This is a genomic window from Mucilaginibacter sp. OK098 (genome assembly GCF_900142915.1).
GTDB lineage: Bacteria > Bacteroidota > Bacteroidia > Sphingobacteriales > Sphingobacteriaceae > Mucilaginibacter.
Map to the genome: position 1 here is coordinate 1,539,429 of NZ_FRCM01000001.1, position 22,353 is coordinate 1,561,781.

Annotated in this window: 26 protein-coding genes; 12 read left to right on the forward strand and 14 right to left on the reverse strand. The window is 39.3% G+C overall.

Translation table 11 applies throughout. From position 1 onward, the window contains the following. Positions 1-563: 563 nt before the first annotated feature. From mqnC to BUE31_RS06385, 4 genes are all read left to right on the forward strand, one after another. Positions 564-1,688 carry a cyclic dehypoxanthinyl futalosine synthase gene (gene mqnC, locus BUE31_RS06370; RefSeq protein ID WP_073401290.1) on the forward strand — a complete coding sequence of 375 codons (1,125 nt, stop codon included), beginning with the start codon at positions 564-566 and terminating at the stop codon, positions 1,686-1,688. 547 nt (positions 1,689-2,235) lie between these two features. Further along, a complete protein-coding gene (gene scpB, locus BUE31_RS06375; protein WP_073401293.1) occupies positions 2,236-2,796 on the forward strand; it encodes an SMC-Scp complex subunit ScpB in 561 nt (186 codons plus the stop codon). 166 nt (positions 2,797-2,962) lie between these two features. Next, positions 2,963-3,151 carry a hypothetical protein gene (locus BUE31_RS06380; protein ID WP_073401738.1) on the forward strand — a complete coding sequence of 63 codons (189 nt, stop codon included), beginning with the start codon at positions 2,963-2,965 and terminating at the stop codon, positions 3,149-3,151. Positions 3,152-3,239: 88 nt separating this feature from the next. After that, positions 3,240-4,361 (forward strand): N-acetyltransferase, encoded by a 1,122-nt coding sequence (locus tag BUE31_RS06385; protein ID WP_073401740.1) that lies wholly within the window; start codon positions 3,240-3,242, stop codon positions 4,359-4,361. A 126-nt stretch (positions 4,362-4,487) separates the two neighbouring features. Here the strand turns inward: BUE31_RS06385 and BUE31_RS06390 are convergent, their stop codons facing one another. The 9 genes from BUE31_RS06390 to mce form a co-directional block, all read right to left on the reverse strand. Beyond that, the gene (locus tag BUE31_RS06390; RefSeq protein ID WP_073401295.1) at positions 4,488-4,829 is read right to left on the reverse strand and encodes a helix-turn-helix domain-containing protein; all 342 of its coding nucleotides are present in this window, start codon (positions 4,827-4,829) and stop codon (positions 4,488-4,490) included. 198 nt (positions 4,830-5,027) lie between these two features. Then, positions 5,028-5,876: a universal stress protein gene (locus BUE31_RS06395; RefSeq protein WP_073401297.1), complete on the reverse strand. Its 849-nt coding sequence runs from the start codon at positions 5,874-5,876 to the stop codon at positions 5,028-5,030. A 107-nt stretch (positions 5,877-5,983) separates the two neighbouring features. After that, entirely contained in the window at positions 5,984-6,820 is an 837-nt protein-coding gene (gene prmA, locus BUE31_RS06400) for a 50S ribosomal protein L11 methyltransferase (protein ID WP_073401299.1), read from the reverse strand. A 60-nt stretch (positions 6,821-6,880) separates the two neighbouring features. Next, complete coding sequence (locus tag BUE31_RS06405) at positions 6,881-7,309, reverse strand: hypothetical protein (protein ID WP_073401301.1); 429 nt, start codon at positions 7,307-7,309, stop codon at positions 6,881-6,883. Between the two features lie 110 nt (positions 7,310-7,419). Beyond that, a complete protein-coding gene (gene tpiA, locus BUE31_RS06410) occupies positions 7,420-8,184 on the reverse strand; it encodes a triose-phosphate isomerase (protein ID WP_073401303.1) in 765 nt (254 codons plus the stop codon). A gap of 119 nt (positions 8,185-8,303) precedes the next feature. Then, positions 8,304-9,488, reverse strand: coding sequence for a GlmU family protein (locus tag BUE31_RS06415; protein ID WP_073401305.1), 1,185 nt, complete (start codon positions 9,486-9,488; stop codon positions 8,304-8,306). A gap of 68 nt (positions 9,489-9,556) precedes the next feature. Then, a complete protein-coding gene (locus BUE31_RS06420; protein ID WP_073401307.1) occupies positions 9,557-9,805 on the reverse strand; it encodes a type B 50S ribosomal protein L31 in 249 nt (82 codons plus the stop codon). A gap of 292 nt (positions 9,806-10,097) precedes the next feature. Next, positions 10,098-11,462: a right-handed parallel beta-helix repeat-containing protein gene (locus BUE31_RS06425; protein ID WP_159440641.1), complete on the reverse strand. Its 1,365-nt coding sequence runs from the start codon at positions 11,460-11,462 to the stop codon at positions 10,098-10,100. A 284-nt stretch (positions 11,463-11,746) separates the two neighbouring features. Continuing rightward, positions 11,747-12,154, reverse strand: a complete 408-nt coding sequence (gene mce, locus BUE31_RS06430; protein ID WP_073401311.1) for a methylmalonyl-CoA epimerase — start codon at positions 12,152-12,154, stop codon at positions 11,747-11,749. Between the two features lie 106 nt (positions 12,155-12,260). On the opposite strand from mce, the gene BUE31_RS06435 reads away from it, so the two are divergent. The 3 genes from BUE31_RS06435 to BUE31_RS06445 all read left to right on the forward strand — a co-directional run bounded on the left by BUE31_RS06435 (position 12,261) and on the right by BUE31_RS06445 (position 14,383). Next, positions 12,261-13,472 carry an IscS subfamily cysteine desulfurase gene (locus BUE31_RS06435; RefSeq protein ID WP_073401313.1) on the forward strand — a complete coding sequence of 404 codons (1,212 nt, stop codon included), beginning with the start codon at positions 12,261-12,263 and terminating at the stop codon, positions 13,470-13,472. Between the two features lie 83 nt (positions 13,473-13,555). Continuing rightward, positions 13,556-13,969: a Fe-S cluster assembly scaffold IscU gene (gene iscU / locus BUE31_RS06440; protein ID WP_073401315.1), complete on the forward strand. Its 414-nt coding sequence runs from the start codon at positions 13,556-13,558 to the stop codon at positions 13,967-13,969. A gap of 87 nt (positions 13,970-14,056) precedes the next feature. Beyond that, entirely contained in the window at positions 14,057-14,383 is a 327-nt protein-coding gene (locus BUE31_RS06445) for a HesB/IscA family protein (RefSeq protein ID WP_073401317.1), read from the forward strand. A gap of 252 nt (positions 14,384-14,635) precedes the next feature. On the opposite strand, the gene BUE31_RS06455 is transcribed toward BUE31_RS06445, so the two are convergent. Next, on the reverse strand, positions 14,636-15,004 hold the full coding sequence (locus tag BUE31_RS06455; RefSeq protein ID WP_200801865.1) for a hypothetical protein: 369 nt from the start codon (positions 15,002-15,004) through the stop codon (positions 14,636-14,638). 235 nt (positions 15,005-15,239) lie between these two features. Here BUE31_RS06455 and BUE31_RS30640 point away from each other — a divergent pair, with 235 nt between their 5' ends. The 3 genes from BUE31_RS30640 (at position 15,240) to BUE31_RS06470 (ending at position 18,915) form a co-directional block, all read left to right on the forward strand. Then, the gene (locus BUE31_RS30640) at positions 15,240-15,599 is read left to right on the forward strand and encodes a hypothetical protein (RefSeq protein ID WP_143167028.1); all 360 of its coding nucleotides are present in this window, start codon (positions 15,240-15,242) and stop codon (positions 15,597-15,599) included. A gap of 530 nt (positions 15,600-16,129) precedes the next feature. After that, positions 16,130-18,043 (forward strand): AMP-dependent synthetase/ligase, encoded by a 1,914-nt coding sequence (locus BUE31_RS06465; protein ID WP_073401322.1) that lies wholly within the window; start codon positions 16,130-16,132, stop codon positions 18,041-18,043. Between the two features lie 146 nt (positions 18,044-18,189). Next, a complete protein-coding gene (locus tag BUE31_RS06470; protein ID WP_073401324.1) occupies positions 18,190-18,915 on the forward strand; it encodes a CPBP family glutamic-type intramembrane protease in 726 nt (241 codons plus the stop codon). A gap of 53 nt (positions 18,916-18,968) precedes the next feature. On the opposite strand, the gene BUE31_RS06475 is transcribed toward BUE31_RS06470, so the two are convergent. From BUE31_RS06475 to BUE31_RS06490, 4 genes are all read right to left on the reverse strand, one after another. Beyond that, complete coding sequence (locus BUE31_RS06475; protein ID WP_073401326.1) at positions 18,969-19,697, reverse strand: SDR family NAD(P)-dependent oxidoreductase; 729 nt, start codon at positions 19,695-19,697, stop codon at positions 18,969-18,971. Positions 19,698-19,704: 7 nt separating this feature from the next. Next, positions 19,705-20,121, reverse strand: coding sequence for an ester cyclase (locus BUE31_RS06480; RefSeq protein ID WP_073401327.1), 417 nt, complete (start codon positions 20,119-20,121; stop codon positions 19,705-19,707). 65 nt (positions 20,122-20,186) lie between these two features. Continuing rightward, a complete protein-coding gene (locus tag BUE31_RS06485; RefSeq protein WP_073401329.1) occupies positions 20,187-21,074 on the reverse strand; it encodes an AraC family transcriptional regulator in 888 nt (295 codons plus the stop codon). A 3-nt stretch (positions 21,075-21,077) separates the two neighbouring features. Further along, positions 21,078-21,761, reverse strand: a complete 684-nt coding sequence (locus BUE31_RS06490) for an HAD family hydrolase (protein ID WP_073401331.1) — start codon at positions 21,759-21,761, stop codon at positions 21,078-21,080. A gap of 113 nt (positions 21,762-21,874) precedes the next feature. On the opposite strand from BUE31_RS06490, the gene BUE31_RS06495 reads away from it, so the two are divergent. Both BUE31_RS06495 and BUE31_RS06500 read left to right on the forward strand, forming a co-directional pair. After that, complete coding sequence (locus BUE31_RS06495) at positions 21,875-22,102, forward strand: hypothetical protein (RefSeq protein ID WP_073401333.1); 228 nt, start codon at positions 21,875-21,877, stop codon at positions 22,100-22,102. Further along, a complete protein-coding gene (locus BUE31_RS06500) occupies positions 22,093-22,350 on the forward strand; it encodes a Txe/YoeB family addiction module toxin (protein WP_073401335.1) in 258 nt (85 codons plus the stop codon). The genes BUE31_RS06495 and BUE31_RS06500 overlap by 10 nt, the downstream gene beginning before the upstream one ends. Positions 22,351-22,353: the final 3 nt, after the last annotated feature.

Below are 22,353 nucleotides of genomic sequence, written 5' to 3' on the forward strand. Positions count from 1 at the left end.
ATTTTTATAAAGAATGAAAGCAATATGCTTACTTTTAAGTTGGGCACAAATATCAATACATCTAATGATATCCTCATATTTTGTATGATCTACGAATGTTATACTAAATCCGTTTACTGTATCCCTAGTATTCGATAACATTCTAACATTTTGTTCGAAATGATTTAATAGAACCCCATCTTTTTTTTCGTCACCGGTTAGCAAATCGTTGTTAAATTTCCTAAATGTGCCAGGCTTAAACGGTTTCCTTTGATACTGCGCCCATGCTTTAATCATCGAATCATCGCCCCATGCAGCATGAATTCCGTATTTAATTTTCGACAAATTAATATAATAGCTGTATACAATAAACAGTATCGGAAAAAGTGCCAGGCTGATAAGGCCAGGAAAATATAATTTCCTGATAGATATGCGCTTCCGTTGTAGCATATAACTAAGTTACATAAATCAATTATCTACAATCAAAATTTATTTGAATTGTTAAACAGCTGTAAAAGTTTACTCGTTATCCACCTTTTACCTTTCTGCTTTCGCCTTTCACCTCCTACTTCGTATATTTGTGCATGAACACAGCGGATTTGTTGCAACGCGCTTTGCGGTTTGATTTTTTGACCCAGGAGGAGGGCGTTTTTCTTTATAAAAATGCTTCAACTGCCGATTTGATGTACACAGCCAATGAGCTGCGCAAGATCCAGGTGCCGCATGGCAAAGTGACCTGGCAGATCGACCGGAACGTTAACACCACCAATGTTTGCATAGCCAACTGTAAGTTTTGCAATTTTTTCCGTCGCCCCGGTCACGAGGATAGTTACATAACTGATATTGAAACCTATAAGCAAAAAATTGAAGAAACCTTTCGCTATGGAGGTGATCAGTTATTGCTGCAGGGTGGCCACCACCCCGATCTGGGACTAAAATTTTATGCTGATACCTTCAGGCAGCTGAAAGAACTATATCCAACTTTAAAACTGCATTCATTAGGTCCGCCGGAAATTGCGCACGTTGCCAAACTGGAAGGCATGAGCCATTATGATGTTTTAAAAGAATTAAAAGCCGCAGGCCTGGATTCATTACCCGGCGCCGGCGCCGAAATATTGAACGACCGCGTTCGCCGCCTCATCAGTAAAGGTAAATGCGGTGGTAAGGAATGGCTGGATGTAATGCGTGCCGCTCACCAGCTTAACCTGCCAAGCTCTGCCACTATGATGTTTGGTCATATTGAAACCATTGAGGAACGCTTTGAGCATTTGGTTTGGATTCGCGAAGTACAATCTGAAAAGCCGGAAGGCGCTTACGGCTTTGTTGCCTTTATTCCATGGCCCTTCCAGGATGATGGCACTTTATTACGTAAGATAAGAGGCATCACCAACAATGTTACCGGTGATGAATATATCCGGATGATAGCGCTTAGCCGTATTATGCTGCCAAATATTAAAAACATCCAGGCCTCATGGTTAACCGTTGGCAAACAAGTAGCGCAATTATGCCTGCATGCCGGTGCAAATGATTTTGGATCCATAATGATCGAAGAAAATGTGGTATCAGCAGCGGGTGCCCCACACCGCTTCACCGCAAAAGGTATCCAGGAATCAATAAAAGAAGCAGGCTTTGAACCACAGCTGCGTACCCAAAAGTACGATTGGCGTGAAATCCCAGCAGCTATTGAGGAGCAGGTGATAAATTATTAAGAGAGTCCGAAAGACGGGAAGTCAGTAAAGTCCGAAAGTAGAAGAATAGCTTTTACTTCCGGACTTTTCTTTATAGCGATGGGCTTAATCGAAACGTACCCTAATAATCGGTTATTTACCTTATTTAATGCAGGTCTTCGACCTGCACTGATATATTAGGCCATAAAAACCACAACATCCAAGCCCTGAAAGGGCGACATCCATCAGCGCAGGTCGCAGGCCTGCGTGATTGATAAGATTTCGAACTTGAATGTTTGAAACATATCCTAATGATCAATTATTTTCCTGCTTCATCCGTATTTAACGCAGGCCTTCGACCTACGCTGATATATTAGGCCATAAAAACCACAACATCCAGGCCCTGAAAGGGCGACATCCATCAGCGCAGGTCGCACGCCTGCGTGATTAATAAGGTTTCGAACCCATCGCTATGAAAATGCGGTATAATTTAAAAACTTTTTCCATCTTTCGGACTTTACCGACTTTCGGACTTCCGGACTTTTCCTTACTTTCGGACCTCCGGACTTTCCAGACTTTCGGACTTGAAATGGACAACATTGAACAATACATAGAAGCCCTCATATTTGCATCGGAACAAAGCATCCGTTCAGAAGAAATTATCTATTGCCTGCAATCGGCATTTAGCCAGGATTTTAGTGAAGATGAAATAAGCGGCTATATTCAAAACATCACCAATAAATATCATGATCAGCAATTTGCCATCGAGGTGGTTAAAGTGAGCAATGGCTACCAATTTTTAACAAAGAAAAATTATCACCAGGTTATCAGCCTGCTGCAGGCACAACGCTCAAAAAAGAAATTAAGCCAGGCCGCGCTCGAAACGCTTGCCATTATAGCCTATAAACAACCTGTAACTAAACCCGATATTGAACAGATCCGCGGCGTAAATTGCGATTACTCCATTCAAAAACTCCTCGAAAAAGAATTAATTGCCATTATTGGCAAATCAGAAGCATTGGGCAAACCAATACTTTATGGCACAAGTATACTTTTTATGGACTATTTTGGCATAAACAATATAAACGAACTGCCTCAAATGAAGGATTTTACAAATAATACGGCTTCTATTGGCGAAGAATCTGAATAATTTTATAAATCACTCAAAAACAATTAAAAAATATTTTTTTTTAATTGATGTTTTTAATGAAAATGATTTTGATTATTTTTACTAAGAAATACAACCAACAAATTAAACTTATTTGCATTTGTGTGCATTTATTAATGAAAAAAGTTTTACTATAAAATTCATGGCAATGGGAACTCCAAAAAAACCGGTAAACAAGAAAGTTGAAAACACGGGAGAGGATGAAGATGATGATGATAGCACGCTTGATCAGAAACCCAAGAAAAAGGTAGATGATGACGACGATGATTTTGACGGCCCTTTAGACGATTTAGGGTTTGAAAATTATGGCGATGATGACGATGACGACGATTATTGATCTTTAAAAAAATAGATTCTACTTTAAAGCATCCGGGTTATGCCTGCGGATGCTTTTTTTTATATTAAATTTTTCCCGGCTAAATATTATGATTATACGCGAAGTAAAAGATAAAGCAACCAAAAAGGCATTTTTAGATACAGCGAGGATAATTTATGAAAACGATAGCATTTGGGTTTGTCCGCTTGATAATGATATTGAAGCGGTTTTTGATCCGGCTAAAAATAATTTCCACCAGGATGGTAAATGTACCCGCTGGGTGCTTACTGATGCAAACGGGCAGCTGATTGGGCGCATTGCTGCTTTTATAAATAATAAAAAAGCTTATCATTATGAGCAACCCACCGGGGGTATCGGTTTTTTTGAGTGCATAAATAATGAGGGGGCTGCTTTTTTACTGTTTGATACAGCTAAAAAATGGCTGGGTGAAAATGGTATGCAGGCAATGGATGGCCCGATAAATTTTGGCGAAAATGATAATTTCTGGGGACTACTGGTTGAAGGCTTTATCCCTCCCTCCTACGGGATGAATTATAACCATGCTTATTACCAGGCTTTTTTTGACAATTATGGCTTCAAAACACTTTATGCACAGATCACCAATCATTTAGATATCCTTAAGCCATTTCCTGAACGATTTTATAAAATAGCCAAATGGGTAACTCAAAAACCAGGCTATGAATTCAAGCATCTGAAAGCCGGTCAAATTGAAAAATTTGCTTCAGACTTTATGGAGATCTATAACGATGCCTGGAAAGATTTTGAAAATTTTGTACCGATAACCCATGCTACCATTGCCGAAAGCTTCAAAAAAATGAAACCGCTTATGGACGAAAACCTGATATGGTTTGCGTACATAAATAATGAGCCTGTATCTTTTTTAATAGTTTTACCCGATGCTAACCCAATGATAAAGCCACTAAATGGCAAGCTAAACCTGGTTGGAAAACTTAAATTTGTTTATAATAAATGGAAAGGTGTTTCGCGGATGCGGGCAATTGTAATGGGAACAAAGCAAAAATTCCAGAATCACGGGGTTGAATCAGCGCTTTTTATAACGCTGGGCGAATATGTTTTGCCTTTAAACCAATATAAAGAACTTGAACTATCGTGGGTTGGCGACTTCAATGAAAAAATGATTGCAATGCACAATGCAATGGGGGCAGTATTTGGTAAAAAGCATTTAACAATGCGTTATATCTTTAATTAGTATAATTATCACGAATTTTATCGAATTACACGAATGGACTGCCTGAAGTTGGGCAATTACAGAATGTTTGCTTTATTATAATTCGTGAAATTCGAATAAATTAGAGCCCATTCGTGATAATTAATATCAGGCGGTTACCCTGTTGTGCCTTAACTCTTCAAATAACTCAATAACCTTCTTTTGCAGATCAATAACCTCTGTTTCGCGATCCATTAATTTTTTGTTAATGGTTTCCAATTCGTTAATCGCTTTTTGATCCTGTTCAGAATCGGTAAAAGTAAGCAACTGAACTACGGACATTTCAAACAAAGCTGCTATCTGCTCAAGTCGTGATAAATTAATGTCGGTTATTCCCGTTTCAATTTTTGAAAAAGCCGGGATAGAGATGTCCAATCTTTTGGCAACATCCTCCTGGCTCCATCCTTTTTGATGACGTAATAACCTGATTTTTTTTCCGAGTGTTTTCATTTAATATTAAAGGTTAAAAGATTTCGCGATAGTTAATAATCTTACAATTATATTCAATATCTATCTAATTATCAACAATTTTGAATAATATTTTATTTTAATGTGAAGTTAATTTACCGCTTTCACAACTCTAATATATCGATAATTATTATTAATATCTAATATACGGCTTTTATACGTGTTTTAGCAACAATTAACTTACTTTAACAACAGTACCGGTACGGCCGCACTTTCTAACAATTGCTGCGAAACACTGGTATGCAACAGTGATTGCAGAAAGCTATATTTATGCGGTAACGCTATTACTATTTGTGCGTCATTGTGCTTTGCAAATTGTAGTATTCCGTTAATAATATTCGTTTCGTTAATAAAATAATACTTGGGATCATGCTGCTTAAGCGCTGCATATAACGTAGTGCCTTCAGCCATTTTCTCTGCATTATCTGTTGAGCCATTGGTTTTATTATTAATATTTACCACCAACAAGTCAAATTTCTTCCTGGCAAGCATCTTCATAAGTGAAGCCAAAGGAGCTATTTCAGTAACTTTATTAAAATCACAAGCAACAACCACACGGCTTATATTTTCAATACTGTAGGCCGGTGGTACAACTATTACCGGTACCGGGCAGGTTTTTGATATCCTAACTACGTGGCTTCCTATTTTTGCATCGGCATTGCTACTGTTCCCTGTGGTGCCTATTATAACAAGATCGGCATTTTTACTGATTACATTTTCAACTACTGCACGTACTAAATGTGTGCGGTTTAAATGCGTACTTATTTCAACGCCCGGTCTAACTTTACTGGAAAGCCTTTTTTTGAATTCTTCCAGCTTTTTTAACCTGTCGGCTGCATTTTGTTCAATTTCCTCATCCTTTACCAGCACCATATCAGGGTTGGGCAGCATTGTTTCATATACCGATACGTAATAAGCATTTAATAAAACAATGTGCGTAACTTCTGTTTGATGGCTTAAGGCAGCAGCAAACTCGGCTGCATGGGCAGCTGTTTCCGAAAAATCAATAGGAACCAGGTATGTTTTCATCTCGGGATTGGGGCAACACTCACATTTAGCAACACTAAAAATATAAAAAAAAGTTTAATATTTACATACAGTTAACCTAAATGTAATTTACACTGTGTAAAGCACACTTATTTTACAAACTTAGCAGCTACCCAATCCTTATTTTTCTTATGGCCGATGTATTTTAACCCGTATTTACAGGCTTCTTCTTTAATTATATCAAGGTCGGGGACTTCATAAAAGCCACTGAAATATATTTCACCATCAGTTTTTAGCACCTCACTATAGCGTTCCATTTGATCGATCAGGATATTGCGGTTTATATTGGCCAGGATGGTATCGAAAATTTCAGCAGGGATCACCTCTTTTGAGCCGCAAAGGGCTGTAATATTTTCGATATTATTTAACTGGGCATTTTCAATAGTACTGGCATAGCAAACCGGGTCGTAATCAATTGCTGTAATTGCTACAGCTCCTAATTTGGAAGCCATGATGGCGAGGATCCCTGTTCCGCAACCCATATCAAGCACCTTTTTATCGGCAAAATCATTTTCCAGGATCAGCTCAAGCATCATTGAGGTAGTTTGATGATGCCCTGTTCCGAAAGCCATTTTAGGGTCAATTACTATCTCGTACGGAAATTCGGGCTTAGCCTGATGAAATGTGGCACGCACAAAAATCTGCTTGCCAATCTCAATCGGTTCAAAATTACTTTCCCATACCTCATTCCAGTTTTTTTGAGGGATAAGTGTTATTTCATAGCTAAAAGTAAACAGATCCTGGTAAGATAATAAAGTTTCGTCCAGCTTCTCCTGGTCAAAATCAGTTACAGGGATATAAGCTTTAAATCCAAAATCCAGCTCTTCAAAAGTATCAAAACCTATCTCGCCCAAAGCATTTATCAGCAAGTCCTGCTGGTAATCTTCAGTAGTTATGGTGGTAAAAAGTAATTCGTAGTAGTTCATAGGAGTTACAGATTAGAGAATGATGATCAGGGATTAGTTGTAAAAAATATATAACATTAATCAGCGATCCTCAAACAAGTACAATACCAGCAGGTTAACCAACCAATAAACCATTTGTACCGCGGTCATAAAACCTACCAGCTTAATAAGATTATTAATTCCGCGCTGTGGGTCCCAAATGGCATAGCTGATCCCAAGAGCAAAAACAAAGCAAATAAAACAAAGATCGACTATAACATTTACCTTGTCGGCTACCGTCTTTCTTTCCATGCCATTCCATACCGGCATTATCACCACTATTTGGGTTAATACCCCAACAATAAACAGCAAAGGCAACGTATACCTGTAAAATGCCATGAAACTTCTCAAATCACCTACACCCATTCTATCTATCTGCAAAGTAAAATACAGCGAGCTATACCTTACCGCAGCAAAGAAAATAAAAAAGCCTATAAATGGCGGCAGGATAACTTTTATCAGGTGTTTCATGCTTTCAGCGGTGATTAGAGGTTAGAGACCAGAGATTAGTTAAAAGTTTAATAACTCAATAAAAATTATCGCGTTTCGGCCTAATCTCTAATCTCCAGTCTCTGATCTCTCTAATTAAACACTTTCACAATATCAATAAAATCGCGGGATTTAAGGGATGCGCCGCCGATAAGACCGCCATCAATATCAGGCTGTGCAAAAAGCTCGGGGGCATTTTTAGGGTTGCAGCTTCCACCGTATAAAATAGTGGTGTTCGCCGCTATTTCCTGCCCATATTTTGCGGCGATCTCGATGCGGATAAACGCATGAATTTCCTGTGCCTGATCAGATGATGCGGTCACACCGGTACCAATAGCCCAAACAGGCTCATAGGCAATTACCAATTTCGCAAAATCAGTTTCATCCAGGTGAAATACGCCTTCAACCAATTGGCTCTTTATAATATTGAAATGCTCTTCTGCTTCCCTTTCCTGTAAAGTTTCACCGATACAAAAAATTGGTTTTAGATCATTTTTTAAAGCGGTATCCGTTTTTGCAGCCAATAACTCATTGCTTTCGCCGAAATACTGGCGGCGCTCTGAGTGACCTAGAATAACATACTCAGCCCCAACTGATTTTATCATTTTTGCAGATATTTCGCCGGTATAAGCACCAGACTCTGCCTGGTGAGCATTTTGTGCGCCAACTGCAACATTGGTATAACCTTTTGCCAATTGCGCCAGGCTATGCAACTGAATAAACGGACTGCAAATAACAGCCTGTTGCTTGCCGGTCGCTTCGTCTTTAAACATATTTATTATTTCAGAAAACAAGCCTAAACCTTCGTTATAGTCAAGGTTCATTTTCCAGTTTCCGGCGACAATTTTTTTTCTCATGATTGTATTATTAGTTGATTAAGTTAGATTATGTTGATTGAGTTGGATTAAATTTGTGGAATCGAGATTGACTCAAAGGTTGATTTAATACTCACTTAATCAACTCAATCAACCCTTACCTAAAACCTCCTGAATCCCTCAGTTAATTCGAATACGGTTTGTAATATATGTTTTTCATTCTCATCAAAATCACGGTGATCTCTGCGGGCAAATACTCTTTCAGCTGTTTCAAACATCTTTTTAATAGAGTAAACATCATAGCCTTGCGCGCCACCCCATGAAAAATCAGGAACAAAATTCCGTGGAAAACCTGCGCCAAAAACATTTGCGCTTACACCTACTACGGTGCCGGTGTTAAACATGGTATTTATGGCACATTTGGCATGGTCGGCCATAATTAGCCCGCAAAATTGCAGGCCGGTTTTACGAAAACGTTGTGCGGTATAATCCCACAGCTTTACATCGTCATAATTATTTTTCAGGTTCGAGTTGTTTGTATCAGCACCGATGTTGCACCACTCGCCTAATACCGAGTTACCCAGGTAGCCCTCGTGTCCTTTTGATGAATAACCCCATATCACCGCATTATTTAACTCCCCGCCTACCCTTGAATATGGGCCCACAGTTGTTGCACCATAGATCTTGGCCCCCATTTTAACTTGCGAATGCTCACAAATAGCAAATGCACCCCTGATGTGGGTTCCCTCCCAAACCTCTGTATTGTTAGCCAGGTAAATAGGTCCGTTAGTGGTGTTAAAAGTTGAACAATCTGCTATAGCACCTTCTTCAGCAAAAAAGGCATCGCCTATAATGGTGTTTGTTGAGCTGATGGCTGCGCTGGTGCGGCCTTTGGTAAGCAGGTTAAAGTCTTTACGCAGCTCTATATCGTTCTTCCTGAAAATATCTTCCGGAAACCTGATCATTAGCGGTGTGTTTTCTAAAACGGTAACCGATGAAAACTCAGCATTAGGGTTAAAATCAGCGGCATCGGTTTCATTTAACTTAACAGCCAAAAGTTGATCGCCATATTTTAAAGCTTCGCCGTTTTGCAAACGGTCAATAGCTTCTGTAATAGATTCATCGGGACAAACACCGCCGTAAATAAATATATTATCCTGCTCAATTTTTAAAGGGAACTTTCCCTGTAACCAGGGTTGGGTATGAAAAGAGGTGTCCTGTTTTAAATATTTAGCCCACTTTTCGGCAATGGTAAATATGCCAATGCGCAAGTCGGCTACCGGGCGGGTAAAAGTTAAAGGCAGAAGTGTTTGGTGTGCGTTATCGTCGAATAAGATAATTGCCATGGTGCAAAAATAAAAAAAGTCCCCCGATGTACCGGGAGACTTGTAAATATTTTATCGAAAAAACAAAATTACTTTTTGTTGTAACGGGTACGGAATTTATCAATACGACCTGCAGTATCAACCAGTTTCATTTTACCGGTATAAAAAGGGTGTGAAGTATGAGAAATTTCAAGTTTAATCAGCGGATATTCGTTGCCATCTTCCCATTTTATGGTTTCGCGGCTATCGATGCATGATTTGGTTATAAAAGAATATTCGTTAGACATATCCTTAAAAACAACTAACCTATAGTTTGATGGGTGCAGATCTTTTTTCATTGCGTGTTAACTTTCCTTATAAAAGAGGTGCAAATGTAGTAATAATATTTTAATATGGAAACGGTATTTTATTTTTTAGTTAATGGCTGATTGATGAGTGTGCGTGATTGGATTTACGTAGAGACGCAATGCATTGCGTCTCTCTTCGCAAAGTTGTCTGAACCAGGATTAAACAGATTTTAGAATTTATCAGATTTTGCTTTTACAATGATACAGGACGAATATTTACAAGCGACAAGTATCCCTAAAATCCGTTAATCTGTTTAATCCCGGTTCAGAAAAAATGCAGTGTTTATTTATATTCTGTCGCGCCGATATCAAAACCATTGCCAGAAGGGCGTGCAGTATTGTAATAATCGAAGCTTATCCCATATGATAACACGTTTGTGCCTGCGTTAATAAGCGGGGACGACGGTTGCAAATGAAAGTCATCGCCATTATAGTTAATAAATTCACAGGCATTGATGTCTTTATTAACATAGTTACTTGATGCAGTGACTTTTACATCATCACTTTTTTTGAACACGGCGGTACCTGATCCCGGATTTATAATTACGTTATTAATAACTGTATTCATCGGGATAATTTCAGAATCCAATTTAATACCATCTGAAGCGGGGGCCACAATTGTATTATTTATGAACTGAAAACCCGGGCCTGGTGTATACCTTGAATCTGCAAAAATGCCGTTATCTCCCGAATTGATAATGTAGTTATTAAACACCACGTTGTCGCCAAGGCCCAGAACTATTATTCCGTTGCCAGGTGCGTTTTTAATAAGGTTATTATAACATTTACCGCCGGTTCCTTCGCCTATCTGAATGCCATTATTCTGGCTGTTTGCAAAAGGCGTTAATCCGGGAGATTGAACTGTATTGCTATAAATCTCACATCCTGAAACAGCACTGCCAACCTGTATACCTTCGCAGCCGGTAGAATCTGTAATATTATTGTATATCTTAACATTCACTACATCATGGGGCAAAACCGTGCCACAGGTAGCAGCCACTCCGTTTGCATAGAAGGAATTCCCGATATAAAAGCCTTCACCACCTGTTTTATGTACATAATTGTCGTGAAGAAAAACGTTTTTCATTGTAAAATGACCGCGTTGCGTTGCCAAATCACATGTCGGGTCTGTTTTTGCCATGATCCCGGCAAACCCACTATTGAGAACCTCCACATTTTGAATTTCAAAATCCGTGCTAAGGTCATCCATCGTCATGCCGATATTGCCGCCATTTATCACAAGCCCATATTTCATGCCGGCGACACCATTACCTCTAATCTTAAAGTACTGGCAATTTTGTGTTTTAAATGTATACCCGGCGCTGCCCGGCGCCGTGAAAATCACACGGCCTCCTTTGTTAATAATAATGATCGGCTTATCCACCGTACCTTTAAGGTTTTTTAACAATAAGGCTCCTCTTGTTCCTGCAGGAATACATAAAACAGATCCTGCGGCAATGGCAGTTCCGTCAACCTGCCATTGCGATGGCTGAACAGTGTAGGTACAATCAGCTACCGGATCAGCGGGATTACCGGGCTGAACGGCAATTGTTGAATCGCCGGTCGGCTTTGCAATTTCAATGTCTGCCTTTTTTTTTGTACACATCGTAAATGACAATAAGGCCATCACAAGTACTATTTCACGCATTACACAATTCCTATTCATCATTCACAAACTATCTTTTTCAACAAAAGCCGACTATAGCCATTACGATTTATTCAAAACGACCTGTAATCCCTGCTTATTACGATATGTTAACGAATTATTATATACCCGGGAAAACGTCCGCTATACATACGATACTTCGCGTCTTTTTGTGTGCAATTATCTGAACCGGGATTAAACGAATTTTAGGATTTATCAGATTTTTTTTAAATGATGCAGGACGAATATTTACAATCGACAAGTATCCCGAAAATCCTTTAATCCGTTTAATCCCGGTTCACCTCCTGGCACAACTCAATCAACACTCCGTTCGCACTTTTCGGATGCACAAAACATACTAACTTATTATCCGCTCCTAATTTGGGCTCCCCATTCAACAGCACAAACCCTTCATCTTTTAGCCTTTGCATCTCGGCCCTTATATCGCTTACCTCAAAGGCAATATGGTGAACCCCCTCCCCTTTTTTGGCAATAAACTTAGCAATAGGACTATCCGGGGTTGATGCTTCAAGCAACTCAATTTTGTTGGTGCCGACTCCTAAAAACGCTGTTTTAACCCCTTCAGAAAGCACTTCTTCGATTTTATAAACCGCTGTATTGAGCAATTTTTCATAAATATTGCCGGCCTGCTGCAGGTCATTTACCGCAATTCCAATATGCTCTATCTTGTTCATGTCCAAATATTGTAAATTATTGACTGTGTTAAGGTATTTTAAACCTTATTTTGAATGATTTTAAATTAAACTTACCTATCTTTGTACTCGTTAATAATATTGACTTATGAATCTTCCGATATATCTAGATAATAACGCCACAACACCCATGGATCCACGGGTTCTTGAAGCTATGTTGCCTTATTTTAATGAAAAATTTGGTAATGCTGCAAGCCGTAACCATCCTTTTGGCTGGGTGGCCGAAGAAGGCGTTGATTACGCACGTGAGCAGGTGGCTAAATTAATTGGCGCAAGCGATAAAGAAATTATCTTTACATCAGGCGCTACCGAATCAGATAACCTTGCAATTAAAGGTGTATTTGAGATGTACAAAGAAAAAGGTAACCACATAATAACTACGGTTACTGAACATAAAGCAATACTTGACGCCTGCAAACATGTTGAAAAACTTGGCGGAAAAGTTACTTACCTGCCGGTTAAGGAAGACGGCCTGCTTGATCTTGAAGAGCTTGAAAAAGCCATGACAAACGATACCATCCTGGTGTCTGTAATGTATGGCAATAATGAGATAGGTGTTATACAACCGATAAAAGAAATTTCAGCTATAGCTCACAAATATGGTGCGCTGTTTATGACAGATGCTGTACAGGCTGTTGGTAAGATCCCCGTTGATGTTAACAGGGATGGCATTGATCTACTAGCACTTTCTGCTCATAAAATATACGGGCCTAAAGGCGTTGGCGCATTATATGTACGCCGTAAAGGCCCAAGGGTTAAAGTTACCGCTCAAATGGATGGTGGCGGTCACGAGCGCGGTATGCGTTCAGGTACTTTAAACGTACCGGGCATTGTTGGCCTTGGCAAAGCATGTGAACTGTGTGGTTTGGAAATGGAAAGCGAAGCAAAACGTTTATCAGTTATGCGCGACAGGTTACAGTCTTCATTAACCGTATTGGAAGAAAGCTATGTAAATGGTAATGTGGAGCACCGCTTACCGCATGTGGCTAATATCTCTTTTAAATACGTTGAAGGCGAAGGCTTAATGATGGCTATGAAAGATCTGGCTGTATCATCAGGCTCAGCTTGTACATCGGCTTCTTTAGAACCATCATACGTGTTAAAAAGCCTTGGTTTATCAGATGACCTGGCGCATTCATCAATCCGCTTCGGCTTAGGCAGGTTTACTACCGACGAAGAAGTTGATTATGCTATTGAAGTAACCAAAAAATCGGTTACACACCTTCGCGAGCTTTCTCCGCTGTGGGAAATGTTTAAAGAAGGAATCGACCTTGACTCAATTGAGTGGGCAGAACACTAATTAAGAATTTCGGAAATCGGAATTGCGATTTCGGATTTTTAGATATACAACAACAATTATAACAACTATTAAAAAATATAAAAATGGCTTATTCAGAAAAAGTAATCGATCACTATACCAACCCCCGCAATGTTGGCACTTTGGATAAAAGTAACCACAAAGTAGGTACCGGTTTGGTTGGTGCCCCTGAATGCGGCGACGTAATGCGCCTGCAGATCCAGGTTGATGACAACAACATGATCACCGATGCTAAATTTAAAACATTTGGCTGCGGCTCTGCAATTGCATCATCATCATTAGCTACAGAATGGCTTAAAGGAAAAAGCATTGACGATGCAATGAAGATTGACAACATGGATATTGTTGAAGAATTAGCATTGCCGCCGGTAAAAATTCACTGTTCTGTATTGGCAGAGGACGCTATAAAAGCGGCAATTAATGATTATCGCGTAAAAAACGGCATGGCGCCGATTGAAAGCGAAAAAGTACATCACTAAGAACAGAAGCAAGACAATAAGAGTAAAGAATCAAGATTAATATCTTCTTGACTCTTGGTTTCTTGATTCTTGAATCTAATTAAAACAATGATAACAATAACTGATAAAGCAAAAAGTAAAATAGATCATCTAATGACAGATTCGGGGCTTGATGCTTCGTATTTTCTGCGGGTATCTGTTCAGGGTGGTGGATGCTCAGGCTTATCATACAACCTTGATTTTGATAACGAAATGAAAAAAGGCGATCAGTTTTTTGAAGATCGCGATATCCGCATTGCGCTGGATATGAAATCGTTCCTATACCTTGCCGGAACAGAGCTTGATTTTTCTGACGGGCTAAATGGTAAAGGCTTTAACTTTCATAACCCTAACGCAAGCAGAACTTGCGGTTGCGGCGAAAGTTTTTCAGTATAAGAACATTTTAAAGCATAAAACAAAGAAAGCGCCAATTGGCGCTTTCTTTGTTTTATCACACCCTCTCCCATTGGCTGTGTCCTCACAGCCAACCACCAGGATATTCCCGCCATATTCATATAGTAACATACCGGCCTCCCCGTTGACTGTGTCCCCACAGCCAACCACCAGGACATTCCCGCCATATTCATATAGTAACATACCGCCTACCCGTTTGCAGTGTCCCCACAGCCAACCACCAGGACATTTATATTACATCCATAAATGTGTTAACCAATCAAAACGATTATCCCCCTGTTCATAAAAAGAGCAGGAAGAAAAATAATAATCATTAGGATCAGTCACCAAATTCCAATGGGATTGTAATGGATTTAGGTGAGTATAATCCAATTTTTGCTCCAATATTTTTCTATCATACATTATAATCGGCAATGCATTCTTTTGCCAAAACTGATGATCTCTGCTATTACGATCAACTTTAAATTTATTTAATAATGGACTATCTATCGCTCTAAGCTCTTTTAAAAATTCATGCCCGGTAAATTTCATAAAGCTTGCATGAGGCATTTCCTTACCATTTTTAGCCTTACATTCCCATATTATGTGAATATGATTTGGCATTATAACAAAGCCATAAACTATCAGCTTCTGTTTTTTAACAAGGTGAATGAGACTGTCCAGCACAATTTGTTTAAACCTATCACTTTCTAAGAGAGGCAGTCAGTCAAGTATGGCTACTGTATAAAAATAAATTACGTTCAATTCCATAATTGAAGATAGTAGTTTTACAATATTTCTTTACACCAATATTTTTCCTCTTTCGTACAAACCAACAAAGGCGCGAATCGCGCTTTTGTTGGTTCCTCTCCTCCCCGTTGGCTGTGCCCTCACAGCCAACCACCAGGACATTCCCGCCATCTACATCTTAACAAACAACCTCCCCGTTGGCTGTGTCCCCACAGCCAACCACCAGGACATTCCCGCCATATTCATCTTAACAAACAACCTCCCCGTTGGCTGTGTCCTCACAGCTAACCACAGGACATTCCCACCATATCCGTATGGTTTATTAACAAGTTTGCCCATTCGCCTTTCCTATCCGTTAAATAATCCCAAACCCAATACATTTTCGATTAGCATGGTGGTTGGCTGTGAGGACACAGCCAACGGGGAAGAAGCTAAAAGACCTGATAAATCAGGTCTTTTAGTAATTTAAAACATTCATATGCCTTTATTTCCACTCCAAATAAATCAGTGCAATCAAAAAAACAAAATCGGCACAATCATTATTAAAATATTTAGTTTTAACAGCATTTTTTTTCTCTTTCGTACAAACCAACAAAAGCGCTGATTGCGCATTTGTTGGTTCCTCTCATCCCCGTTGGCTGTGTCCCCACAGCCAACCACCAGGACATTCCCGCCATATCCATGTAGTTTATTAACAAGTTCGCTCATTCGCCTTTCCTATCCATTAAATAATCCCAAACCCAATACATTTTCGATTAGCATGGTGGTTGGCTGTGGGGACACAGCCAACGGGAAGGAGACTAAAAGACCTGATAAATCAGGTCTTTTAGTAATGAGCGATAAATGTAACTGTGATTAAATGTATTAAAGCAATCATTTTCTCACCAACAAAATCAGTGAAATCATTCCAAATAAATCAGTGAAATCATTCCAAATAAAATCGGTACAATCATTATTAAAATATTTAGATTTGTTTACATATAAACCTCTTTAATTTAAATGAACACGGTATCTGAACGATCAACCATTCCAGGGCTTATCCGCCATATTGTAAAACACATCCATCCTGATACGCAAACTTTCATGACCCACAAGGTTGGTGATACATGGGTTGAGATAAGCTACAGGCAGGCATTAGAGAGAATAGATGCCATTTCGGGCTGGCTGCTTAATATCAGTATAAAAAAAGGCGACCGCCTGGCCCTGATAATTGAAAACGGCCCTGATTATGTTTATTACGACCAGGCCTTACAGCAAATTGGCGCCATAAACACTTCCATATATCCTACCCTTTCGGAAACTGAGATAGAATATATTTTAAATGATTCAGGAGCCAAAACCATTCTGGTGGGAAGCCCTTTTCTGCTCCGTAAAATTGTAAAAATTGCCAATAACTGCCCGGCATTGATCAGGATAATCCCGGCCTTTGATGATTTTGAAAAATCCATTACCAAGGTAAGCCTTAATGCGGGCGTAGTAGGCCTTAAACAGGTAATTGATGAGGGACTAAAAATGGATGATCAATACACATCAGCCATTAACAGTGCGCGTGAAGCTATTTTACCATCTGATATTTCTTGTCTAATTTATACTTCCGGCACAACCGGTACCCCAAAAGGGGTTATGCTTACGCATTTTAACCTTACCGAAAATGCAAGAGTATGCCTGCTCCAGATCACTATTATTGAGTCTACAGATATTTTCCTGTCGTTCCTGCCATTATCACATGTATTTGAACGAACGGCAACTTATCATGTTTGCCTTTATACCGGGAGCTGCATAGCCTTTGCACAAAGCCTTGACCTGCTTGCTAAAAACATGGCCGAAATAAGGCCTACCGTTATGAATTGTGTACCACGGCTTTTAGAACGGATCCATGATAAAGCCATGAAAAACGGGGCGGGTGCTGGAGGGGTTAAATCAAAAATATTTTTGTGGGCATTAAAAATTGGCAGGGAAGTACGCTTGGTAAATGACGCAGGTAAAAAACCAGGATTGATACTTAGTCAGCAGCATAAAATTGCCGATAAGCTGGTATTCAGCAAGATAAAAGAAAAAACTGGTGGCCGCCTAAAGATCATGCTTTCAGGTGGTGGCGCGCTGCCCAAAAATACAGGTGAGTTTTTTGGAGACCTGGGGATCAAGATCCTGGAAGGTTTTGGTTTAACTGAAACGTCGCCGGTAATGTCGGTCACCGAAACCGACCGGATTATTTACGGTACCGTTGGCCGGATCATCCCTGGAATTGAGGTAGCTATTCAAAATGTGGATACCAAACATATTTACACCATTCAAACATATGATACCTTTAAGGAGGATCTTCAATCGGAAGAGGGTGAGATTATTGTACGCGGACATTGCGTTATGAAGGGCTATTGGAACAAGCCTGAAGAAACGGCTACGGTAATTGATGCGGATGGTTGGTTCCATACCGGGGATATCGGCCGCTACTTTAAAGGTAACTTACAAATAACCGACAGGCTTAAAAATATGCTGGTTAATGCTTATGGCAAAAACATATACCCAACGCCGGTTGAAAACACTTACCTTAAAAGCCCTAAAATTGAACAGCTGTTTTTAATTGGCGATAAAAAGGAATACATAACCGCCATTATAGTTCCCGCAAAGGAAACCCTGCAGGAAGCGTTTAATTTAAGCCACGAATACTTTGAGAAACCAGATGTATTTATCGACGAGAAAGAAATCACCGATTGGATAGGTGCTGATGTGAAAAAATATTCAAACGAGCTGGCCAAGTTTGAGCGGATAAAAAACTTCAAAGTAAAACGTAATCCTTTCAGTATCGAAGATGGCGAGATAACCCCCACCATGAAGGCCAAACGTAAAGTGATTGAGAAGAAATATGCAAAAACTATTGATGAAATGTACACTTGGGAGGCGGAGGTAGATTAATTTGAAGAGGATTGATTTGAAGATGTGTCGATTTGAGGATTTGAAGATTTAAAAATCAATATCATTTCATATTATACAACAGTTTCATTTTCAAATTAGCATATCATCAAATTTTCAAATCAATCCAAATTTTCAAATCAAAATAAGTGCTTAAAGAACTGCTGACCATAAGCGAATACCCAAATCTTTCGCTGTTATCAAAATCTACCTTTGCTGAAAAGACAGGCAGCTTATTTAAAACCTACGGTTTGATTTTTCTAGCCATAATGTTGGTTGTACCATTAATATTGGCAACAGACCAGTTTGTTACGCATGTGCTCCATTTTAAAGCAATTAACCATGTACAAACTGATGAGATGAGTCATTTCTTTCATAAGCTTGGTTACTTGAAAGCTGCGTTGTATGTATGCCTGTTAGGTCCAATACTTGAAGAAACTGTATTCAGGCTACCGCTGACATTAAAGAAGCATCATATAGCCCTGGCATTTGCTATAGCAGTTTTTTTATTTTCCGGGTTCCTGTTAAGGCACATTACTGCTCCATGGATAAACATTAGCATTAAGCTTTCCATATCAGCCATCGTCTATTTTATTTGCATTTTCACAGTACCTGATGGCCTTTCAATTATTGATCACCGTTTTCGTAAACAATTGATCATTTTATCCATGTGCCTGTTTGGGTTAATGCATATTAGCAATTACTCCCCTATTCAATGGCCGTTGATCTGGTTATACCCAATATACGTAATCCCGCAACTTTTTATGGGTTGGGGGATTACGTATATCCGTTTTAAAAATGGTTTTTGGTGGGGATTTGTCCTGCATTGTTTTATCAACTCAATTTCTGTGCTGCTTGCATCCGGACGTCTTTAAAGCTGGCAACGCTTAGTCTTGAATCAAAAAAACAAAATTTGACTTAAGACTACCTACCACGGGCTATCGCCTGTCTCCGGGTTGTTGTCAATGCTAAAAAACTTTCCTGTCGGGCCGTTTTCATCAAGTATGGCAAACTTCACAATATCTTTTGCGGCATCTGATACATTCCGGGGACCACTGTGGCGGTTAAAATCGGTAGCTGTATAACCCGGATCAACAACATTTACTTTAAAAACGGTATCCTTTAATTCAAATGCAAGAGTAATAGTATAAGCGTTAAGCGCTGTTTTTGATGGCCCGTATGCCGCGCTTTTATAGTTATAAAACTTCCACGATGGATCATTATGCAATGCCAGTGATCCCAGGCCCGAGGTAACATTTACAATTCGAGGAGCTTCTGATTTTTTCAGCAGATCCATAAACGCATTAGTTACCTGGATAGCTCCAAAAAAGTTAGTGTCAAATACTTCCCGAATGGTTTCAATACTAGTTGTTGATGAGCTTTGCGGGAAACCACCGCTAATGCCTGCGTTATTGATCAGCACATCCAATGAATCAGTCTTGCCCCCAATAATTTTGCGTGCCTCTGTTACTGATTGTGCATTGCTTACGTCAATTTTTATAGCCTCTACATTTTTCGAATTAAGCTGAGCGATTGCTTCGGCACCTTTCTCAAGATCCCTGCTGCCTAAATAAACGTAATACCCTAAATCTAAAAGTTGCTTTGCTGTTTCGAAGCCAATGCTTTTATTGGCTCCTGTTATTAATACTGTTTTCATAGTTGATTTAATTTTTTGATGATTGAGCAATCAGATCCTGCACATCCCTGATGCTCCAATGTTCGGTATACTGCCCGTTGTTAAGTGTAATTATATCGATGATGTCTATCCCTGCTTTTTTACCGCTGGGCGCAATCCCCATAAAGGTGCCAACATGCGTACCATAAACAGTTTTACGGGTAACTACCTTATCGTTTTCAATAACCTGGTCGTGAATTTCCACCTTAATATCGGTTAACGCTTTCCGTAAAACATTAACAGTAAAATCAATTATTCCTTGCGGACCAGGAGCCGAGCCTTTTGCAGTATGGTTGATAAATTCGGGATGGATAATTTCATAGATCGCATCAATATTGCCATTTTCCAGCACTTCCTTATTAAAACGAAGTACTGTTTCCTTGTTTAATTTTTCCTGTTCTGTCATATACTTTTTTAATACTTTACAAAAGTACGGGCACGTTTACAGCTAAAATTGCACTAAGGCAGGCATTAATGGTACATATTCCGGCTTTGTCTGCGGTAATGCATCGGGGTTTCTGAATTTAAGCGCTTAAAGAAACGGTTAAAGTACGATGCATCTTCAAAACCCAATTGCCAGGCAATCTCTTTGATGGAGTATTCTGTATGAAATAAAAGCCTCCTGGCTTCAAGCACCAGCCGTTCATGAATATGCTCTATAGCGGTCTTACCGCTTTGCTGCTTTATTACCTCGCCCAGGTGGCCTGCAGAGATAAACAACTGATCAGCATACCCTGCAACATCATGAATCTCTTTATACTGTTCATTAATTAACGCGTGAAATTTTTTTAACAAAAGCTTACCCTCAGGCACATCTTCACAAAATTGATCCGTATATAAGCGGCTTAAATAAATTAATAAAACGCGCAGATAAGCCAGGAGCATTCCATTTCTCCAATCCTGCTTTTGCCTGTGCTCTGCAAGCATCTTCCTTAATATATCATCAATAAAGGCAACATGCTCTGCATCTAAATTAAGCTCGTGCCCGTTTTGAGGATTTTGAATAACGGGTAATTGCTTTAATAATTGATTTTCTTCAATCGCCAAAAATTCGTCAGTAAAACAAAGCAAGATCCCGTTCATGCTTGCCGATTTTTCTTTTACGTGCACCTGGTGGGGTACGCTGAAGTAAAATGTATCCGGCTTTAAAGTATAGGGGACCATGTCAACCCAATGCCTGCTCCCTCCGCTTTTAACCAGCACCATCATGTAATAGTCTTTACGGTGCGGAGTTAAAAAAATAGAAGGCGGTTGTTTATACTCGTGGGTTAGCTCCGCAATTACAAATAAGCCGCTACTATCTTCCTTAACCTGCTTTAGTGAATATTTGGGGATCTCTGTTTCTGTTAGCTGGTTCATTTTTTACAAAAATTCAAGTATATCTTTAATTGCAAGCACACTGTTAAACTTTTCATGCTCAATGGTATGTTCAATTTGCTCATGCGCCCAGGTAATATGGTATGGGATGTGTACCCCGTAACCACCTACATTCAGCACAGGCAGGATATCGCTTTTTAACGAGTTGCCTATCATCATTAACTTATCCGGCTTAATATCCAGGTGCCTGATGAGCTTCAGGTAATTAGCATCATCCTTTTCAGACATCACCTCGATGTGATGAAAATAATGGCTTAGGTTTGATTTTTTTAGCTTTCTTTCCTGGTCTAACAAATCTCCTTTTGTAGCAACAACTAAACGATATTTGCTCTTTAATGCGCCAAGCACCTCCTCAACACCATCAAGCAGTTCAATGGGCTGGTTAAGCATTTGTTTTCCCAGGTCAAGTATCGCCCCAACAACTTCTGTGCTTATGGTATTATTTGAGATCCGCAAAGCAGTTTCAATCATCGAAAGCACAAAACCCTTTATACCGTAACCATATAGAGTAAGGTTTTCAATCTCCGTTTTCAGTAACTCACGCTCTAACTCATGCTGCGACGAATATCCGCCCAGCAAAGTATAAAACTGCTCTTCTGTTTGCCTGAAATACGGCTCGTTTACCCAAAGCGTATCATCAGCATCAAATGCAATTACTTTTAAATTCATGTAGCAAATCTAATACCTATGTTATGAATATGTGCAAACACTATTTGATAAAATTTTACTTAAATTTGTATAACACACTATTTAATATTGGTTAATTCTTCAATTAAAATAAAATGAAAACACTTACAGTAAATATTGAAGACACATTATCAGAAAAAGCAATAACCGCTGTATTAGATGCGCTCAAATTAGAGTATGAAATTGATGATGATAGTCAATTTCATGATGAAACGGAGCGAATTATGGGTAACTCTTATCTTACTGAGAAAATAACCCAGGGAAGAAAAGATATGGAAGCGGGAAAAGGTACAAAGATCCCTCTTGAAGATCTATGGAAATAGTCTACCAGCCAAAAGCCATTGATGATTTAAAATATTGGAAAAAATCCGGCCAAAAACAAATCCAAATAAGGATACTTTCTTTAATCCAATCTATACAACAAACTCCTTTTGAAGGGATTGGGAAACCAGAGCCACTTAAGCATAATTGGACCGGTATGTGGTCACGTCGCATAAATAACGTGCATAGAATTATATACGAAGTTAAAGAAAGCGAGATCCATATTTATTCGCTAAGGGATCACTATTAAGTT

Coding starts and splice junctions, on each gene's coding strand:
- mqnC (WP_073401290.1), top strand. CDS start 564: ATGAACACAGCGGATTTGTTGCAACGCGCTTTGCGGTTTGATTTTTTG.
- scpB (WP_073401293.1), top strand. CDS start 2,236: ATGGACAACATTGAACAATACATAGAAGCCCTCATATTTGCATCGGAA.
- BUE31_RS06380 (WP_073401738.1), top strand. CDS start 2,963: ATGGGAACTCCAAAAAAACCGGTAAACAAGAAAGTTGAAAACACGGGA.
- BUE31_RS06385 (WP_073401740.1), top strand. CDS start 3,240: ATGATTATACGCGAAGTAAAAGATAAAGCAACCAAAAAGGCATTTTTA.
- BUE31_RS06390 (WP_073401295.1), bottom strand. CDS start 4,829: ATGAAAACACTCGGAAAAAAAATCAGGTTATTACGTCATCAAAAAGGA.
- BUE31_RS06395 (WP_073401297.1), bottom strand. CDS start 5,876: ATGAAAACATACCTGGTTCCTATTGATTTTTCGGAAACAGCTGCCCAT.
- prmA (WP_073401299.1), bottom strand. CDS start 6,820: ATGAACTACTACGAATTACTTTTTACCACCATAACTACTGAAGATTAC.
- BUE31_RS06405 (WP_073401301.1), bottom strand. CDS start 7,309: ATGAAACACCTGATAAAAGTTATCCTGCCGCCATTTATAGGCTTTTTT.
- tpiA (WP_073401303.1), bottom strand. CDS start 8,184: ATGAGAAAAAAAATTGTCGCCGGAAACTGGAAAATGAACCTTGACTAT.
- BUE31_RS06415 (WP_073401305.1), bottom strand. CDS start 9,488: ATGGCAATTATCTTATTCGACGATAACGCACACCAAACACTTCTGCCT.
- BUE31_RS06420 (WP_073401307.1), bottom strand. CDS start 9,805: ATGAAAAAAGATCTGCACCCATCAAACTATAGGTTAGTTGTTTTTAAG.
- BUE31_RS06425 (WP_159440641.1), bottom strand. CDS start 11,462: ATGCGTGAAATAGTACTTGTGATGGCCTTATTGTCATTTACGATGTGT.
- mce (WP_073401311.1), bottom strand. CDS start 12,154: ATGAACAAGATAGAGCATATTGGAATTGCGGTAAATGACCTGCAGCAG.
- BUE31_RS06435 (WP_073401313.1), top strand. CDS start 12,261: ATGAATCTTCCGATATATCTAGATAATAACGCCACAACACCCATGGAT.
- iscU (WP_073401315.1), top strand. CDS start 13,556: ATGGCTTATTCAGAAAAAGTAATCGATCACTATACCAACCCCCGCAAT.
- BUE31_RS06445 (WP_073401317.1), top strand. CDS start 14,057: ATGATAACAATAACTGATAAAGCAAAAAGTAAAATAGATCATCTAATG.
- BUE31_RS06455 (WP_200801865.1), bottom strand. CDS start 15,004: ATGCCAAATCATATTCACATAATATGGGAATGTAAGGCTAAAAATGGT.
- BUE31_RS06465 (WP_073401322.1), top strand. CDS start 16,130: ATGAACACGGTATCTGAACGATCAACCATTCCAGGGCTTATCCGCCAT.
- BUE31_RS06475 (WP_073401326.1), bottom strand. CDS start 19,697: ATGAAAACAGTATTAATAACAGGAGCCAATAAAAGCATTGGCTTCGAA.
- BUE31_RS06480 (WP_073401327.1), bottom strand. CDS start 20,121: ATGACAGAACAGGAAAAATTAAACAAGGAAACAGTACTTCGTTTTAAT.
- BUE31_RS06485 (WP_073401329.1), bottom strand. CDS start 21,074: ATGAACCAGCTAACAGAAACAGAGATCCCCAAATATTCACTAAAGCAG.
- BUE31_RS06490 (WP_073401331.1), bottom strand. CDS start 21,761: ATGAATTTAAAAGTAATTGCATTTGATGCTGATGATACGCTTTGGGTA.
- BUE31_RS06495 (WP_073401333.1), top strand. CDS start 21,875: ATGAAAACACTTACAGTAAATATTGAAGACACATTATCAGAAAAAGCA.
- BUE31_RS06500 (WP_073401335.1), top strand. CDS start 22,093: ATGGAAATAGTCTACCAGCCAAAAGCCATTGATGATTTAAAATATTGG.